Origin of the sequence: Streptomyces sp. NPDC056480, assembly GCF_042795405.1 — a bacterium.
Classification (GTDB): domain Bacteria; phylum Actinomycetota; class Actinomycetes; order Streptomycetales; family Streptomycetaceae; genus Streptomyces.
In genome coordinates this window covers 1-14,660 of sequence record NZ_JBHTSA010000164.1, presented here as the reverse complement: position 1 = coordinate 14,660, position 14,660 = coordinate 1, and the positions used below count along the sequence as shown (strand labels likewise).

Sequence of the window (14,660 nt, the reverse complement as noted above, 5' to 3'; positions counted from 1 at the left end):
GCCACGGAGCCGCCGGGCTAGGGGGTGTCCTGTCGATCAGGCCGGCTCAGGACGCCGCGAGCCCGGCCTGATCGGCAAGACACGCCCCCGGAGGTGGCCCCGTCGGCCTCGGCACCTACCGAGGCCGCGGCGGTCATCGATTCCCCCGCAGCCGGGCGAGTCCCGTGAGGGTGGCGCGGGCGCGGGCCGCGAGGGCCGGCCGGTCGCGGACGAATCGGTGGACACCCCGGGCGGGCTCACGTCCGAGCCAGTGCAGGGCGGCGCGCGCGCCCGGGACGGCGACGACGCCCTCGTGCACCGTCAACTCCCCCGTCTTCAGCGCGTCCTTGTACTCGGCCGCGCCGCGCCCCAGGTCCAGGATCCCGATCCCGGCCGAGGCCGCGGCCTCGGCCATCCGCAGATGGAGGACGAGCCCGGGCGAGAACTTCGCGAACTCGGGGTCGTACGCCGGGAACCAGCAGGACAGCACGGTCCGGGACCGCAGCCCGAAATGCGCGGCGATCGGGCGCTCCCCCACGTACAGCACGGACAGGACGCCGGAGCAGCCGGGCGTACGGAGCGTGTGGAGACGGCGGACGAGCGCACTGATCCACTCCTGGGCGAAGCGGTCGCCGCGTCCGGTCCTGCGGTACTGGGCGGACTTCCACGCCATGAGGGTGCGCAGGGCCGCCGGGTCGCGCTCGTCGAAGACGAAGCGCACCTCGCCGTCCGCCTGCCGGCCGAGCTTGCGCTCCTTGGCGAGCGTGGTCCGGAGGAACTTGGGCGACTGGGCGCGGAGCAGGGCCTCGTAGGCCGCGTACCCCTCGCCGACGTCGATCACGGGCGAGGCGAAGGACTCGGTGGCGGCGCCCTCGAAGACCGGCTGCCCGTCCTCCAGGTTGTCGAACCGCCAGACGGCGAGACCGCAGGCGCGCAGCAACGCCCGTGCGCCCGGCCGCAGTCCGGAGCGCAGGACGGCTCCCTGACTGTCGGAGACCCCGAAGCCGATGGCCTGGCCTCCGCCCAACAGGCCCTTCTCGTAGGGGAAGAAGCCGACCGGCTCACCGTCCTCCCACCAGACGGCGACCCGCGAGCGCGGGCGGACCTCGGCGACGGCCCGGGTGAACTCCGGCTCCATGAACGGATTCGCGGGCCCGCCGGCTTTGGCGCGCAGCTCCCGCCACGCCTCGGTCTCGCGCTCGCTCAGCTCCCCCGGCCGCACGACGCGCACGCTCACAGCACTCACCTGCCGACCCCCCGGTCTACCCCCTGAGCACTACCAGGAGGGACGGTACCGGTCCGTGGTGACCCGCGGCAGGGATACTGGGCCTTTCCGTGACCAACCCGTGAAGGAGGGGACATGGCGGGGATCCGTGGTGATCAAGAGGCTCGCGGGGTGGACGAGTTGGAGATCATCGGGTGGGGCAGGACCGCGGACGTGTACGCGCTGCCGGGGGACGACGCGTGGGTGCTGCGGCGCAACCGGGACGGCGGCGGCACGGCCCGGGAGGCCGAGGTCATGACGCGGCTGGCGCGCCAGGGCTACCCGGTCCCGGCGGTGCTGCGCACGGAGGGGCCCGATCTGGTGATGGAGCGCCTCGCGGGGCCCTCCCTCCTGGACGCCCTGCTGGACGGCACGTACGAACCGGAACCGGCGGGCGTCCTGATCGCGGAGCTCCTGGCGCGGCTGCACGCGCTGCCGGGGTCGCCGCCCGCGCATCTGGACCTGCACCCCGGGAACGTCCTCCTGACGGCCGGCCGGGGGCCCGTCGTCATCGACTGGGAGACGGCCGAGGAGGGACACCCGCCGGGACTCGACCACGCGATGTCGGCGCTGCTCCTCGCGGAGGTGGCCGTCTCCCCCGCCCCGTACGCCCCGGGCGCCCGGGCGGGCCTGGCGGCGCTCCTGTCGGCCGCGACGGCCCCCGTCCTGCCGCACATCGGCACGGCACGGGTCCGCCGCGCGGCGGACCCGTGCCTGACGGAGGGGGAGGTGGCGGCGCTGGGCGCGGCGGCGGCACTGGTGACCGAGCTGGCGGCGTCCGGGGCGGCCTGAGCGGCGAGGCGGGGTGACGGCGGGCCGGCCGCATAAGCGGCCCGAGCGGCCCGAGCGGCCCGAGCGACGAGGCAGGGTGACGGCGGGTCATGAGCAGGCGGGGCCGAGGCGGGTCGCGTGAGCGGACCGAGTGACCCGCCGCGAAACCCGGTGGCCCGGCGCCCGCCCCCGTCGGTACGGTCGGGGCCCGCAGACCGCGCCCGCGGCTGCCCCCGTACGAGAGAGAGCGAACACCGTGACCGCCGCCCCCCGCCCGACGACGACTCTGTGGCGCCCCACCGGCCCGATCGAGCTGGACCTCGTGCGGGAGCTGGAGTGGCGGGCCTGGCCGCCGCGGCTGCCGGAGCAGCCGATCTTCTACCCGGTCCTCGTCGAGGAGTACGCGGTGACGATCGCGCGCGACTGGAACGTCCGGCACGACGGCGCCGGCTTCGTCACGCGCTTCGAGGTCGACACGGAGTTCCTGCGCAGGTACCCCGTCCAGCAGGCGGGCGGGCGGACGATCCTGGAGCTGTGGGTGCCGGCCGAGGAGCTCGACGAGTTCAACGCGCACATCGTGGGCGAGATCGAGCTGGTTCACGAGTTCCGCTGAACCCCGGCTCGCTAGGGTGCGGTCATGGGAGCACTGACGACCGTCGAACCCGGGAACGAGTCCCGCGCGCCGCGCCCGACGATCGGGAGCCGTCGATGACGATCCGCCGCGCGGTCCCGAACCTCCACACCGCCTCCCCCGAGGAGAACCGTGACTTCTACGGGCTGCTCGGGTTCGAGGCGGTGATGGACCACGGCTGGATCACCACCCTCGCCTCCCCTTCGGCCCCCGCCGCTCAGATCAGTCTGATGACCCACGACCTGACCGCACCGGTCGTCCCGGACCTGAGCGTGGAGGTCGACGACGTGGACGCGGTGTACGCGACGGTCCGCGCGTCCGGCGCCGAGATCGTCCACCCCCTGACCGACGAACCCTGGGGCGTGCGCCGCTTCTTCACCCGCGACCCGGACGGCCGTGTGATCAACGTCCTGAGCCACCGGTCCTAGCGGGCCTCAGCCGCGCCGCTTCACGTCCGTGCAGTACACCGCCGGATGGACGCCGTACGGGTCGAAGGTCGTGCGGGTCCCGTCGTAGGTGCCGTCGAGGCACAGCTCGCCGCCTCGGAGGTCCAGGGTGAACTCGACCTTTCCGCCGGCTTCCACGGGGCCGTGGAGGCGGTAGGGGAGGTTGTAGCCGATCTCGCCGAGGGCCTTCTCGACATGGGCCGCGGTCGGGTCACCCGTCCCGTCCAGGGCCTTCGCGATACGGCTGCCGTGGCGGAGGGCCGCGCACTTCTCGACCTCGCCCAACTCGACCTCCTGGCGCACGCGGTCGAAGTTCCAGGCGGTGTCGGCGGGCGGGGGCAGGTCCTCGACGGGAACGGGGACTTCCGAGGCGCCGGGCCGGGGCCGCGGGCCCTCGGGTTCGGCCGGGACCGGCACCGGCCGCTGCGGCGGGAGGCTCGAGGGCACGGTGGGGAGGTCCTCGGCGACCTCCTCGCACGGCGCGGCGACCTGGGTCACGAGTTCCATGAAGGCGACCGCGGCCCTCTGCTCCTCGAAGGTGAGGCCGGGGTCGTCCATGGGGTCGGGTCTCGCCTCCGTGGGCGTGGGCGTGGCGGTCGGCTTCGCGGCCATGGCCGCTCCCGCCGTCACCTCGCCCCTCCCCTCCGTACCGCAGGCCGTGAGCGCGAGGGCGCACAGCGCCGCCGCGAGCGCGCCGCCGACTCGCTTGTTCCGCATGGTGGTCGAGTGCTTCGTAGTCATGACCGCAGTCTGTGCGCGGCGGGCCGGGCCGCACCTGAGTACGGTTACTCAACCTCCGCGCCCACGTGCTCAGACCACGCGCACGCCCGCCCGCCAGACCTCCGTCACCAGCGGGACGCCCGGGCGGTACGCCAGGTGCACGTGGGACGGGGCGTCGAGGAACGCGAGGTCCGCGCGCGTGCCCGGCGCCAGCCGGCCGACGTCCGTGCGGCGCAGGGCCGCCGCGCCGCCCGCCGTGGCCGACCAGACCGCCTCGTCCGGGGTCATGCCCATGTCCCGTACCGCGAGAGCGATGCAGAAGGGGACCGAGGACGTGAAGGACGAACCGGGGTTGCAGTCCGTGGACAGGGCGACCGTCGCGCCCGCGTCCAGGAGGCGGCGGGCGTTCGGCCACTGCGCGCGGGTGGAGAACTCCGCGCCCGGGAGGAGGGTCGCGACCGTCGATCCGTTCGCCAGCGCGTCCACGTCGGCGTCCGTCAGGTGCGTGCAGTGGTCCGCGCTCGCCGCGTCCAGCTCCACCGCGAGCTGGACGCCGGGGCCGTACGTGAGCTGGTTCGCGTGCACCCGGGGGTGCAGGCCCCTGGCCTTGCCCGCGGTCAGGATCGCGCGTGCCTGGTCGCCGTCGAAGGCGCCCTTCTCGCAGAAGACGTCCACCCAACGGGCGTACGGGGCGCACGCGTCCAGCATCTCGCCCGTCACGAGGTCCACGTACGCGGCCGGGTCGTCGGCGTAGTCCGGGGAGACGATGTGCGCGCCGAGGTACGTGACCTCGTCGGTGTGCTCGGCCGCGATGCGCAGCGCACGGGCCTCGTCCTCGACCGTGAGGCCGTAGCCCGACTTGGTCTCGAAGGTCGTCGTGCCCTGGCGGAGGGCTTCGCGGAGGTAGCGGGCGACGTTGGCCGAGAGCTCGGCGTCGGTGGCCGCGCGGGTCGCCGCGACGGTGGTGCGGATGCCGCCGGCCTTGTAGGGCTGGCCGGACATGCGGGCGTTGAACTCGGCGGTGCGGTCGCCCGCGAAGACGAGGTGCGAGTGGGAGTCCACGAAGCCGGGGACCACCGCCCGTCCGCCGGCGTCGACCCGGTTGTCAGTGGCCGGTGCTTTGCTGGATTCACCGACCCAGACGACGCGGTCGCCGTCGATGACGACGGCCGCGTCCCGGATCAGACCCAGGGCACTGCCATCACCGAGGGAGGGATCGTTCGTGACGAGGCTGGCGATGTTGACGATGGCGGTGGCGGTCGTCGCCACGGCGCTGTTCGCGCTCGTGGGGGCGGAGCTCGCCATCGGGTTGTTCGTCGCCTCGGGGCCCGTGTTCATGGTGAGAGGTGTCTCCTTCAGGCGCTTCAGCCGCGCAGTGCGGCGATCGAGTCCGCGAGGGCACGGGGCACGTCCTGCACGGTCTGGTGGACCCCGTCGCGTACGACGTGACGACCGCCCACGACCGTGTGCCGGACGTCCGCTGCCGACGCTGCGAATACCGCCGTCTCGGCTGCCAGACGCGGTACCGGTCCCGCTGTCCTGACCGAGTCGAGCGCGATCGTCGTGAAGTCGGCGAGCGCGCCGGCCTCCAGGGTGCCGGCGTCCGTCCAGCCGAGGGCCGCGTGGCCGTCCGCCGTGGCCGCGCGCAGGAGGGCGGCCGCCGTCCAGTGCCCGCGGGTGCGGGTGCGGAGGCGTTCGTTCAGCTCCATCGCGCGCGCCTCCTCCAGGAGGTCGATCACCGCGTGGCTGTCGCTGCCCAGGGACAGCGGGGAGCCGGCCCGCTGGAGGGCGACGGCCGGGCCGATGCCGTCGGCCAGGTCCCGTTCCGTCGTGGGGCACATGCAGGTGCCGGTGGACGTCGAGCCGATCAGGGCGATGTCGGCGTCGGTCATGTGGGTGTTGTGGACGCCCGTGGTCCGGGCGCCGAGCACCCCGTGGTCGGCCAGGAGCCGGGTGGGCGTGCGGCCGTGGGCCGCGAGGCAGGCGTCGTTCTCGGCGGTCTGCTCCGAGAGGTGGACGTGGAGCGGGGCCTCCCGGTCCTGCGCCCAGCGGGCCACCGTGGACAGCTGGTCCGCCGGGACCGCGCGGACCGAGTGGATCGCCGCCCCGATCCGTACGCCGTCCCGTTCCTTCAGACCGCTCGCCCGCTCGGCCCAGGCCTCGGCCGTGCCGTCGGAGAAGCGGAGCTGGTGCCGGTCGGGTGCGGCGCCGAAGCCGGCCGAGAGGTACGCCGTGTCGAGGAGGGTGATGCGGATGCCCGCCTCGCCGGCGGCGGCGATCAGCGCCTCGCCCATGGCGTTGGGCTCGGCGTACGGGGTGCCGCCCGGCGCGTGGTGGAGGTAGTGGAACTCGCCGACGGCCGTGATGCCCGCCAGCGCCATCTCCGCGTACACGGCGCGGGCGAGGGCGAAGTAGCTGTCGGGGGTGAGGCGCTGGGCGACGTTGTACATGACCTCGCGCCAGGTCCAGAACGTGCCGGAGCCGACCTGGACCGTACCGCGCAGGGCGCGGTGGAAGGCGTGCGAGTGGGCGTTGGCGAGGCCGGGGAGCGTGAGGCCGCGGAGGGCGACGGCACCCGGGGGCGGGGCGTCCACCCCCGTGCGGACGGCCGTGATCCGGCCGTCGGAGTCCACGTCCAGGGCCACGCCCGGCTCGACGTTCGTGTCGAGCCAGGCGTGTTCCAGCCAGTACGTCGTCAGCGGCACGCCAGCTCCTCCAGTACGTCGGCGAGTGCGAGGACCCCGGCCACGCAGTCGTCCTCGGCCGCGAACTCGGCCGGGGAGTGCGAGACGCCGGTGGGGTTCCGTACGAACAGCATGGCGGTCGGAATCGATTCGGAGAGGATTCCCGCGTCGTGTCCGGCGCCGGTGCCGAGGACCGGGACCTTTCCGGACTCACCGAGGATCCGGGACAGCTCGTCGCGCAGGGCGTGCGAGAAGTCCACGACCGGGGTGAAGGACTCCCGGACGACCGTGAGGTCGATGCCGTGCCGCCGGGCGTAGTCGCGGGCCGCCGTCTCGACGCCCGCCACGACCGTGTCGAGCGCGTCCTGGTCGGCGGCGCGGGCGTCGAGCCAGCCGCGGACCAGGGACGGGATGGCGTTGACGCCGTTGGGCTCGACCGCGATCTTGCCGAAGGTGGCGACGGCGCCCGCCAGCTCCGCCTCGCGGCGGGCGGCGAGGACCGTCTCCGCGTAGGTGAGCATCGGGTCGCGCCGGTCGACCAGGCGGGTGGTGCCCGCGTGGTTGGCCTCGCCCGCGAAGTCGTACCGCCAGCGGCCGTGCGGCCAGATGGAGGAGGCGATGCCGACGGAGTCCCCGGACAGGTCGAGGGCGCGGCCCTGCTCGACGTGGAGTTCGACGAACGCACCGATGCGGGCGAGCCGTTCGGGGTCGGGGCCGATGGTCGAGGGGTCGTGGCCGGCGGCCTCCATGGCCTGCGGGAGGCTGATGCCGGAGGCGTCGCGGAGCTCGTACGCCTGCTCCTTCGTCAGCCGGCCGGCGGTGAGGCGGGAGCCGACGCAGGCGAGGCCGAAGCGGGCGCCCTCCTCGTCGCCGAAGTTGGTGATGGCGAGCGGGCGCTTGAACGAGACGCCGCGCGAGCGGAGTTCGTCGAGGGCGGCGAAGGCGGAGACGACCCCGAGGGGGCCGTCGAACGCGCCGCCGTCCGGGACGGAGTCCAGGTGGGAGCCGGTGACGACGGCGTCTCCGGCCGTGGGGTCGCCGAGCCAGGCCCACTGGTTGCCGTTGCGGTCGGTCTCGACGTCCATGCGGCGGGCCTCGGCCTGCATGCGGAACCAGAGCCGGCAGTCGGCGTCTGCCTCGGTCCAGGCGTAGCGCCGGTAGCCACCGGAGGCGGCGCTGCGGCCGATGGGCCGCAGCGACCGCCACATGGCGTCGAAGCTCGCGCTCACGCGGAGGCCTCGTCCTCGGAGCCCTCGCGCATCGGGACCCGTACGCCCTTCTCGTCGGCGACCCGCTCCGCGATGTCGTAGCCCGCGTCGACGTGCCGGATGACACCCATGCCGGGGTCGTTGGTCAGGACGCGGCGGATCTTCTCGCCCGCGAGCTTCGTGCCGTCGGCCACCGAGACCTGGCCGGCGTGGATGGAGCGGCCCATGCCGACGCCGCCGCCGTGGTGGATGGAGACCCAGGAGGCGCCGGAGGCGACGTTCACCATGGCGTTGAGGAGCGGCCAGTCGGCGATGGCGTCGGAGCCGTCGAGCATGGCCTCGGTCTCGCGGTACGGGGAGGCCACCGAGCCGCAGTCGAGGTGGTCGCGGCCGATCGCGAGGGGGGCGGCGAGGGTGCCGTTGCCGACCATGTCGTTGAACATGTCGCCGGCCTTGTCGCGCTCGCCCTGGCCGAGCCAGCAGATGCGGGCGGGCAGGCCCTGGAAGTGGACGCGCTCGCCGGCCATCTTGATCCAGCGGTGCAGGGACTCGTTCTCCGGGAAGAGGTCGAGGATCGCCTTGTCCGTCTTGTGGATGTCCGAGGCCTCGCCGGACAGGGCCGCCCAGCGGAACGGGCCCTTGCCCTCGCAGAACAGCGGGCGGATGTACGCGGGGACGAAGCCGGGGAAGGCGAACGCACGGTCGTAGCCGGCCAGCTGGGCCTCGCCGCGGATCGAGTTGCCGTAGTCGAAGACCTCGGCGCCGGCGTCCATGAAGCCGACCATGGCCTCGACGTGCTTCGCCATGGACTCGCGCGCGCGGGTGGTGAAGCCCGCCGGGTCCTTGGCCGCCGCGTCCGCCATGTCGTCGAAGGCGACGCCGATCGGCAGGTACGCGAGCGGGTCGTGCGCCGAGGTCTGGTCGGTGACGATGTCGATCGGGGCGCCCTCGGCGAGCATCTGCGGCAGGAGCTCCGCCGCGTTGCCGAGCAGGCCGATGGAGAGCGGACGGCGGGCGTCGCGGGCCTCGACGGCCAGCTGGAGCGCGTGGGCGAGGTTGTCGGCCTTCACGTCCAGGTAGCGGTGCTCGATGCGGCGCTCGATGGCGCGCGGGTCGACGTCGACGCAGATCGCGACGCCGTCGTTCATCGTCACGGCGAGCGGCTGGGCGCCGCCCATGCCGCCGAGGCCGGCGGTGAGGGTGATCGTGCCGGCCAGGGTGCCGCCGAACTTCTTCGCGGCGACGGCGGCGAAGGTCTCGTACGTGCCCTGCAGGATGCCCTGGGTGCCGATGTAGATCCAGGACCCGGCGGTCATCTGGCCGTACATGGTGAGGCCGAGCTGCTCCAGGCGCCGGAACTCCTCCCAGTTGGCCCAGTCGCCGACCAGGTTGGAGTTGGCGATGAGGACGCGCGGGGCCCACTCGTGGGTCTGCATGACGCCGACGGGGCGGCCGGACTGGACGAGCATCGTCTCGTCCTGCTTCAGCGTCCGGAGCGTGCGGACCATGGCGTCGAAGGAGCGCCAGTCGCGGGCGGCCTTGCCGGTGCCGCCGTAGACGACGAGCTTGTCGGGGTGCTCGGCGACCTCGGGGTCGAGGTTGTTCTGGAGCATCCGGAGGGCGGCCTCCTGCTGCCATCCCAGGGCGCTCAGTTCCGTACCGCGCGGGGCCCGTACGGGGCGGGGTCCTGACATGGCGGTGCCTCCTCGAATGTCGTTCAGATATTCACATCCTGGCGTCTTGAATAGTTGTAGTCAACAGCTGCGGGGCCGCACGTCCCGGTGATGGGATGGACACATGGCCTCCTCCCGCCGCGATCTCGCCGTCCGCGCCGCCGTCGACCAAGGACTCCTCTCCTCCGCCGAACCGGTCGTCGCCCTCCTCGACACCACCGGCATCCGCGCCTCCGCCGCCGCCCTGACCAGCGCGTTCGCCGCCGTCACCGACGCTCACGTGCTGCACGCCTTCGCCGTCAAGGCCGCCCCGCTCGTCCCCGTGCTCCGCCTCCTGCACCAGGCCGGGCTCGGCGTCGAGGTCGCGAGCCCCGGCGAGCTGGCCCTCGCGCGCGCCGCCGGAGTCCCGCCCGCCGAAACGGTGCTCGACTCCCCCGCCAAGACCCCCGCCGAGCTGCGCCAGGCCCTCGCGCTCGGCATCGCCGTCAACGCCGACAACCTCCAGGAACTGGCCAGGCTCGACGCGCTCGTCGCCTCGGCGCCCACCGCCTCACCGCTCGGGATCCGGGTGAACCCGCAGGTCGGAGCCGGTTCCATCGGCGCCCTCTCGACCGCGACCGCCACCTCCAAGTTCGGCGTGGCACTCCGCGACGAGGGCGCCCGCAAGGCCCTCGTCCAGGCCTACCTGGAGCGGCCCTGGCTGACCCGGCTGCACACCCACACCGGCTCCCAGGGCGTCCCGCTCGCCCTGATGGCCGAAGGCGTCGGGGAGGCGTACGCGCTCGCCGAGGAGATCAACCACGCGGCCGGACGGCAGCAGATCGACACCCTCGACATCGGCGGCGGCCTGCCGGTCAACTTCCACTCCGACGAGGAGACGCCGACGTACGCGGAGTACGCCCGGCTGCTCGCCGACACCGTCCCCGGGCTCTTCGACGGCCGCTACCGGCTGGTGACCGAGTTCGGCCGCTCGCTGCTCGCCAAGCACGGCACGGTCCTCGCCCGGGTGGAGTACACCAAGACCTCGGGCGGCCGCCCCATCGCCGTCACCCACGCGGGCGTACAGCTGGCCACCCGGACGGTCTACGCCCCCGACGCCTGGCCCCTGCGCGTCCTCGCCTACGACGCCGAGGGCCGCCCCCGCACCGGGGAGGTCACCGTCCAGGACGTGGCGGGCCCCGCCTGCTTCGCCGGGGACCTGCTCGCCACCGGCCGGGCGCTGCCGCTGCTGCACCAGGGCGACGTGGTCGCCGTGCCGGACACCGGCGCGTACTACTTCGCCCACCACTACGCGTACAACAGCCTGCCCCGGCCGGGCATCCACGGCTTCACGGTGACGGAGAACGGCGACGGCGACGGCGACGGGGGAGGGGGCGGAGGCGGGGGCGGGGGCGGCGAAGGGGTGGTCGCCTTCACGACCGTACGGAAGCCGCAGACGCTCGCGGAGATCGTCGCCGAGTCGGGCGGGGCGCACGCGGACGCCCTCGTCGGGTAGCGCGGGCCGTGCGTCGCGGTTTCGATGAAGCCATGACTGGAACGGGAACCGGCTCGAACACCACGACCGTCGTCGTCGAGCGGCGGGTCGACGCCTCCCCCGGGCGGGTCTGGGAGTCGATCACCGACCTGCCGGACATGCCCCGCGTCCTCTCGGGCGTCGAGCGGGTCGAGGTGCTCACCGAGGGCGGCTTCGCCGTGGGCACCCGCTGGCGCGAGACCCGGCGGATGCTCGGCAAGGAGGCAACCGAGGAGATGCTGGTGACGGAGTGCGAGCCGCCCGACCGGTACGTCACGGTCGCCGACTCGCACGGCATGCACTACGTCTCCGAGATCACCCTCACGCCCGACGGGACCGGGGCGACCACCCTGCGGATGGCGTTCTCCGCCCGGCCCTCCCGCGGCCGAAGGCAGGGCTTCCTGGGACGGCTGATCGCCCGCTTCGGCGCCAAGGCGGTCGCCAAGGCGCTCACGAAGGACCTGTCCGAGATCGCGAACGCGGTCGAATCGAAGACCTGACGGTCGACCTGACACACATCCGGGCCCGATTGCCGTCGAGTGCTGGCATGTTCCGATGGAAAATGCCAGAACACCCCCCTGAGGCCGCTGCGTTCAGTAACGTCACCGTCACTGCCGCACGTTCGCACGCCGCATCGGGAGGGGAATCCGCGTGCCCGGAATCGACGAGTGCCTTTTGGAGGCCATGGCCCTGCCGGGCGCTCGCGGAGCCTCCCTGGTCGACTGGACCAGCGGGCTCGCCCTCGGGACGGCGGGCGACTCACCGGTCGGCGACCATGAGACGACCGCCGCCGAAACCGCCGAACTCGCCCGAGCCGCCGCCGAGTTCGACTCATTCGCCGCCGCAGGGGAGGACCCCGGCGACGAACCGCCCGTCGAGGACCTGATCGTCACCACCCGCGCCGGCTACCACGTCCTGCGCTTCGTCGAGACGACCTTCGACAGCAGCGTCTTCCTCCACCTCTGGCTCGACCGCGACACCGGCAACCTCGCCCTGGCCCGCATGCGCCTCCGCGACCTCGCCGAACGGCTGGTCCTGGGATGAGCGCGCCCGGAGCGACCGTCGTCGCCACCCCCGTCTCCCCGATGCTGGTCCGGCTCGCCGCCGAGAAGGCCACCGGCGCCCTGCTCCGCGACCACGGCACGCTCTACCTCGTCGACGGCCGCGTCGTCCACGCCGAGAGCCCCGCCGCCCCCGGCGTCGACGTGCTCCTCACCACCGGCGGCCGGCTGCCCCGCGAGGGCTGGGACGAGGCCGTCGACCGGGCCGGCGCCCACCGCGCCGTCGGCCGCTTCCTCGTCGACAGCGGCCGGATCCACGACGGCGAGCTGGAGATCTGCCACCTCGGAGCCGTCTTCGACGCGGCCTTCTTCGCCCTCTCCCCCACCAGCGGACCGACCCGCTTCCGGTACGGGGTCGGGCACTGGTTCGGGGCGGTGCGGCCCGTGTCGGCCGAGGCGGTCGAGCGCGAGACGGTACGCCGCCGCGAACTCCTCGACGCCGTCTGGCCGTACGCCGCCGTGGACACCTCCCCCGTCGTACCGCGCCGCGCCGCCCCCGGCCAGACCGTCGGGGCGCGCCAGCGGGCCCTGCTCGCCGCCGCGGACGGGCGGCGGACCCCGGCGGAGCTCGCCCTGGCGCTCGGCCGCCCCGCCTTCCACACCCTCCTCGACGTCCGGCGGCTCGCGGCCGCCGGGCTCGTCGAGACGCCGCTCGACCCCGCCCCGCTACCGCTGCCACCACCCCTGCCTGCCCTGTTACCGGCCCTGCCGGTGGCCGATCCCGACATCGCCCTGCTGCGCCGGCTCCGTGACGCCCTGGAGGCACACCTGTGATGAGGCGTGCCCTGCGCCTGCGCGCCGAAAGGAAACAGCTCATGACGGCAGAAGCCGAGGTACTCGGCGAGCTCAGAAGGCTCCGGGCCCGGCTGCCCCAGCTGACCGGAGCGCTCGCGGCCAGTGCCGACGGGCTCGTCCTGGCCCACGACACCGTCGACGGCGAGGCGGAGAGCGTGGCCGCGCTGACCGCGGCGGCGCTCGGCGTCGGCCAGCGGCTGACCGACAGCACCGGCCAGGGCCGGTTCCGGGAGCTGCTGGTACGCGGCGAGAACGGCTACGTGGCGACGTACGCGGCGGGCGGCTCGGCCGTCCTGACGCTGCTCGCCGAGCCCCGCATCAACGTCGGGCGGCTCCACCTGGAGGCCCGCAGGTCCAGCGTCCGGATAGGCGAACTCGTCGACGGCGCGCTGGAGCGCAGAGACCTGAACTGACACCCACCGCACCACGCACGACAGGCACCGCGGAACGAGCACCACGCACCACGAACACCGCTGAGAAGACCCGTACACGAAAAGGAAGTGCGACACCCATGGCGAACACCGAGACCTCCCTCAAGGAAGCGGCCTCCATCGAAGGCGCCATCGGCGCGGCCCTCGTCGACTACACCAGCGGCATGGCGCTCGGCACGATCGGCGGCGGCAAGGAGCTCGACCTCAACATGGCGGCGGCCGGCAACACCGACGTCGTCCGGGCCAAGGTCCGGACGATGGAGATGCTGGGCCTCGGCGAAGAGATCGAGGACATCCTGATCACCCTCGGCCGGCAGTACCACATGATCCGGCTGCTCAAGGGGCAGGGGAAGACCGGCCTGTTCCTGTACCTCGCCCTGGACAAGGACCGCGCCAACCTGGCGATGGCCCGCCACCAGCTGAAGAAGATCGAGGCCGAGCTGGACGTCTGACCCGGCTGCGCGGGCGCGGGGCCTATTCGACGAACAGGCCCCGCGCCGCCGCCTTCGTGTCGAACTCCTCCAGGCGCGCCTGCGCGTCGGGGAGCTCGTCGGCCATGGCCTCCAGGAGGACCCGGCCGAGCATCATCGGCGCACAGGCCGTGTCGAAGGCGAGCCCGGTGCCGACGGCGGCCGGGATGAGCAGGTCGCTGTGGGCGGCGACGGGCGCGAACGCCGACTCGGCGACGGTCACGACCGTGAGCCCGGCCGCACGCGCGTACTCCAGGGCCTCGACGACCTCCCGAGGGTGCCGGGGCAGCGCGAAGCACAGCAGGGCCGTGGCCCCGGCGCGTACGGCGGCGTCGACGCGGTCCGTGAGCATGGAGCCGGCCTCGTCGAGGAGCCGGACGTCCGGGTGCACCTTGGCGGCGAAGTAGGCGAAGCCACGCGCCTGCGAGGAGGCGGCCCGCAGACCGAGCACGGGCAGGGGACGGGAGCCGGCGAGCAGCCGGCCCGCCCGCTCGACGGGCGCGGGGTCGGCGAGGAGTCCGGCGAGGTGCCTGAGGTTCTCGATCTCGGCGAGGACGGCCTGCTGGTACTCGTTGAGCGCATCCCCCTCGCCCCCGGCCGCATCGGGCTCGGGGGGCGCGACCTCGCGCAGATGGCGGCGGAGCGCCGGGTAGCCGTCGAATCCGAGGGCGACGGCGAAGCGGGTGACGGAGGGCTGACTGACCCCGGCGAGCTCGGCGAGCTCGACGCTGGACAGGAAGGGCACGTCACCGGCGCGCCGCACCATGCAGTGCGCGATCCGCCGCTGTGTCGGCGTCAGCCGGTGCCCCTCGAAGAGCGCCTGCAGCCGACCGGCCGGGCTGTCGCTCATGCCGCCGCCCCTCTCTCTCACCTATTCACCCGCGAAGGGCTCTGCATAAGGATATGCAGCGGGTGCTCGGGAGAGAAGTGCGAAGGGAAAGCCCGGCAGGAATCGCACGCGGGAGGCCCGTCGGGGAATCGCGTGGTCGGGCCCGCCGGGAAGCCCGGCGGGCC

16 protein-coding genes are annotated in these 14,660 nt (G+C 73.6%); 9 read left to right on the top strand and 7 right to left on the bottom strand.

Going from position 1 to position 14,660, the window contains the following annotated elements:
- Positions 1 to 133: 133 nt before the first annotated feature.
- Complete coding sequence (locus ACFQ79_RS37470) at positions 134 to 1,216, bottom strand: GNAT family N-acetyltransferase (RefSeq protein ID WP_383592028.1); 1,083 nt, start codon at positions 1,214 to 1,216, stop codon at positions 134 to 136.
- Positions 1,217 to 1,339: 123 nt separating this feature from the next.
- On the opposite strand from ACFQ79_RS37470, the gene ACFQ79_RS37465 reads away from it, so the two are divergent.
- From ACFQ79_RS37465 to ACFQ79_RS37455, 3 genes are all read left to right on the top strand, one after another.
- A complete protein-coding gene (locus tag ACFQ79_RS37465; protein WP_383592025.1) occupies positions 1,340 to 2,035 on the top strand; it encodes a phosphotransferase in 696 nt (231 codons plus the stop codon).
- A gap of 235 nt (positions 2,036 to 2,270) precedes the next feature.
- Positions 2,271 to 2,627 carry a hypothetical protein gene (locus ACFQ79_RS37460; protein ID WP_383592022.1) on the top strand — a complete coding sequence of 119 codons (357 nt, stop codon included), beginning with the start codon at positions 2,271 to 2,273 and terminating at the stop codon, positions 2,625 to 2,627.
- Positions 2,628 to 2,722: 95 nt separating this feature from the next.
- Positions 2,723 to 3,073 (top strand): VOC family protein, encoded by a 351-nt coding sequence (locus tag ACFQ79_RS37455; RefSeq protein WP_383592019.1) that lies wholly within the window; start codon positions 2,723 to 2,725, stop codon positions 3,071 to 3,073.
- Between the two features lie 6 nt (positions 3,074 to 3,079).
- On the opposite strand, the gene ACFQ79_RS37450 is transcribed toward ACFQ79_RS37455, so the two are convergent.
- The 5 genes from ACFQ79_RS37450 to hutU form a co-directional block, all read right to left on the bottom strand.
- Positions 3,080 to 3,832 (bottom strand): hypothetical protein, encoded by a 753-nt coding sequence (locus tag ACFQ79_RS37450; protein WP_383592016.1) that lies wholly within the window; start codon positions 3,830 to 3,832, stop codon positions 3,080 to 3,082.
- Positions 3,833 to 3,901: 69 nt separating this feature from the next.
- Positions 3,902 to 5,116 (bottom strand): imidazolonepropionase, encoded by a 1,215-nt coding sequence (gene hutI, locus ACFQ79_RS37445; RefSeq protein ID WP_383592034.1) that lies wholly within the window; start codon positions 5,114 to 5,116, stop codon positions 3,902 to 3,904.
- Positions 5,117 to 5,175: 59 nt separating this feature from the next.
- Positions 5,176 to 6,516, bottom strand: a complete 1,341-nt coding sequence (locus ACFQ79_RS37440) for a formimidoylglutamate deiminase (RefSeq protein ID WP_383592013.1) — start codon at positions 6,514 to 6,516, stop codon at positions 5,176 to 5,178.
- Complete coding sequence (locus ACFQ79_RS37435) at positions 6,507 to 7,703, bottom strand: allantoate amidohydrolase (RefSeq protein ID WP_383592031.1); 1,197 nt, start codon at positions 7,701 to 7,703, stop codon at positions 6,507 to 6,509. Before ACFQ79_RS37435 ends, ACFQ79_RS37440 begins: the two co-directional genes overlap by 10 nt.
- A gap of 17 nt (positions 7,704 to 7,720) precedes the next feature.
- Positions 7,721 to 9,397: a urocanate hydratase gene (hutU, locus tag ACFQ79_RS37430; RefSeq protein ID WP_383592010.1), complete on the bottom strand. Its 1,677-nt coding sequence runs from the start codon at positions 9,395 to 9,397 to the stop codon at positions 7,721 to 7,723.
- A 103-nt stretch (positions 9,398 to 9,500) separates the two neighbouring features.
- Here hutU and ACFQ79_RS37425 point away from each other — a divergent pair, with 103 nt between their 5' ends.
- The 6 genes from ACFQ79_RS37425 to ACFQ79_RS37400 all read left to right on the top strand — a co-directional run bounded on the left by ACFQ79_RS37425 (position 9,501) and on the right by ACFQ79_RS37400 (position 13,628).
- A complete protein-coding gene (locus tag ACFQ79_RS37425; protein ID WP_383592007.1) occupies positions 9,501 to 10,871 on the top strand; it encodes a diaminopimelate decarboxylase in 1,371 nt (456 codons plus the stop codon).
- 32 nt (positions 10,872 to 10,903) lie between these two features.
- Complete coding sequence (locus tag ACFQ79_RS37420) at positions 10,904 to 11,389, top strand: SRPBCC family protein (protein WP_383592004.1); 486 nt, start codon at positions 10,904 to 10,906, stop codon at positions 11,387 to 11,389.
- Between the two features lie 151 nt (positions 11,390 to 11,540).
- The gene (locus ACFQ79_RS37415; protein WP_383592002.1) at positions 11,541 to 11,933 is read left to right on the top strand and encodes a hypothetical protein; all 393 of its coding nucleotides are present in this window, start codon (positions 11,541 to 11,543) and stop codon (positions 11,931 to 11,933) included.
- Complete coding sequence (locus tag ACFQ79_RS37410; RefSeq protein WP_383591999.1) at positions 11,930 to 12,724, top strand: transcriptional regulator; 795 nt, start codon at positions 11,930 to 11,932, stop codon at positions 12,722 to 12,724. The genes ACFQ79_RS37415 and ACFQ79_RS37410 overlap by 4 nt, the downstream gene beginning before the upstream one ends.
- 41 nt (positions 12,725 to 12,765) lie before the next feature.
- Entirely contained in the window at positions 12,766 to 13,158 is a 393-nt protein-coding gene (locus tag ACFQ79_RS37405) for a roadblock/LC7 domain-containing protein (protein ID WP_030315243.1), read from the top strand.
- Positions 13,159 to 13,256: 98 nt separating this feature from the next.
- The gene (locus ACFQ79_RS37400) at positions 13,257 to 13,628 is read left to right on the top strand and encodes a hypothetical protein (protein WP_383591996.1); all 372 of its coding nucleotides are present in this window, start codon (positions 13,257 to 13,259) and stop codon (positions 13,626 to 13,628) included.
- 22 nt (positions 13,629 to 13,650) lie between these two features.
- Here ACFQ79_RS37400 and ACFQ79_RS37395 read toward each other — a convergent pair whose 3' ends face one another.
- Complete coding sequence (locus ACFQ79_RS37395; protein WP_383591993.1) at positions 13,651 to 14,496, bottom strand: MurR/RpiR family transcriptional regulator; 846 nt, start codon at positions 14,494 to 14,496, stop codon at positions 13,651 to 13,653.
- Positions 14,497 to 14,660: the final 164 nt, after the last annotated feature.

Bases quoted from the DNA above. Each gene is read 5' to 3' on its own strand.
- ACFQ79_RS37465 (WP_383592025.1), top strand. From the start codon at position 1,340: ATGGCGGGGATCCGTGGTGATCAAGAGGCTCGCGGGGTGGACGAGTTG.
- ACFQ79_RS37455 (WP_383592019.1), top strand. From the start codon at position 2,723: ATGACGATCCGCCGCGCGGTCCCGAACCTCCACACCGCCTCCCCCGAG.
- ACFQ79_RS37450 (WP_383592016.1), bottom strand. From the start codon at position 3,832: ATGACTACGAAGCACTCGACCACCATGCGGAACAAGCGAGTCGGCGGC.
- hutI (WP_383592034.1), bottom strand. From the start codon at position 5,116: ATGGCGAGCTCCGCCCCCACGAGCGCGAACAGCGCCGTGGCGACGACC.
- ACFQ79_RS37435 (WP_383592031.1), bottom strand. From the start codon at position 7,703: ATGTGGCGGTCGCTGCGGCCCATCGGCCGCAGCGCCGCCTCCGGTGGC.
- hutU (WP_383592010.1), bottom strand. From the start codon at position 9,397: ATGTCAGGACCCCGCCCCGTACGGGCCCCGCGCGGTACGGAACTGAGC.
- ACFQ79_RS37425 (WP_383592007.1), top strand. From the start codon at position 9,501: ATGGCCTCCTCCCGCCGCGATCTCGCCGTCCGCGCCGCCGTCGACCAA.
- ACFQ79_RS37420 (WP_383592004.1), top strand. From the start codon at position 10,904: ATGACTGGAACGGGAACCGGCTCGAACACCACGACCGTCGTCGTCGAG.
- ACFQ79_RS37410 (WP_383591999.1), top strand. From the start codon at position 11,930: ATGAGCGCGCCCGGAGCGACCGTCGTCGCCACCCCCGTCTCCCCGATG.
- ACFQ79_RS37405 (WP_030315243.1), top strand. From the start codon at position 12,766: ATGACGGCAGAAGCCGAGGTACTCGGCGAGCTCAGAAGGCTCCGGGCC.
- ACFQ79_RS37400 (WP_383591996.1), top strand. From the start codon at position 13,257: ATGGCGAACACCGAGACCTCCCTCAAGGAAGCGGCCTCCATCGAAGGC.
- ACFQ79_RS37395 (WP_383591993.1), bottom strand. From the start codon at position 14,496: ATGAGCGACAGCCCGGCCGGTCGGCTGCAGGCGCTCTTCGAGGGGCAC.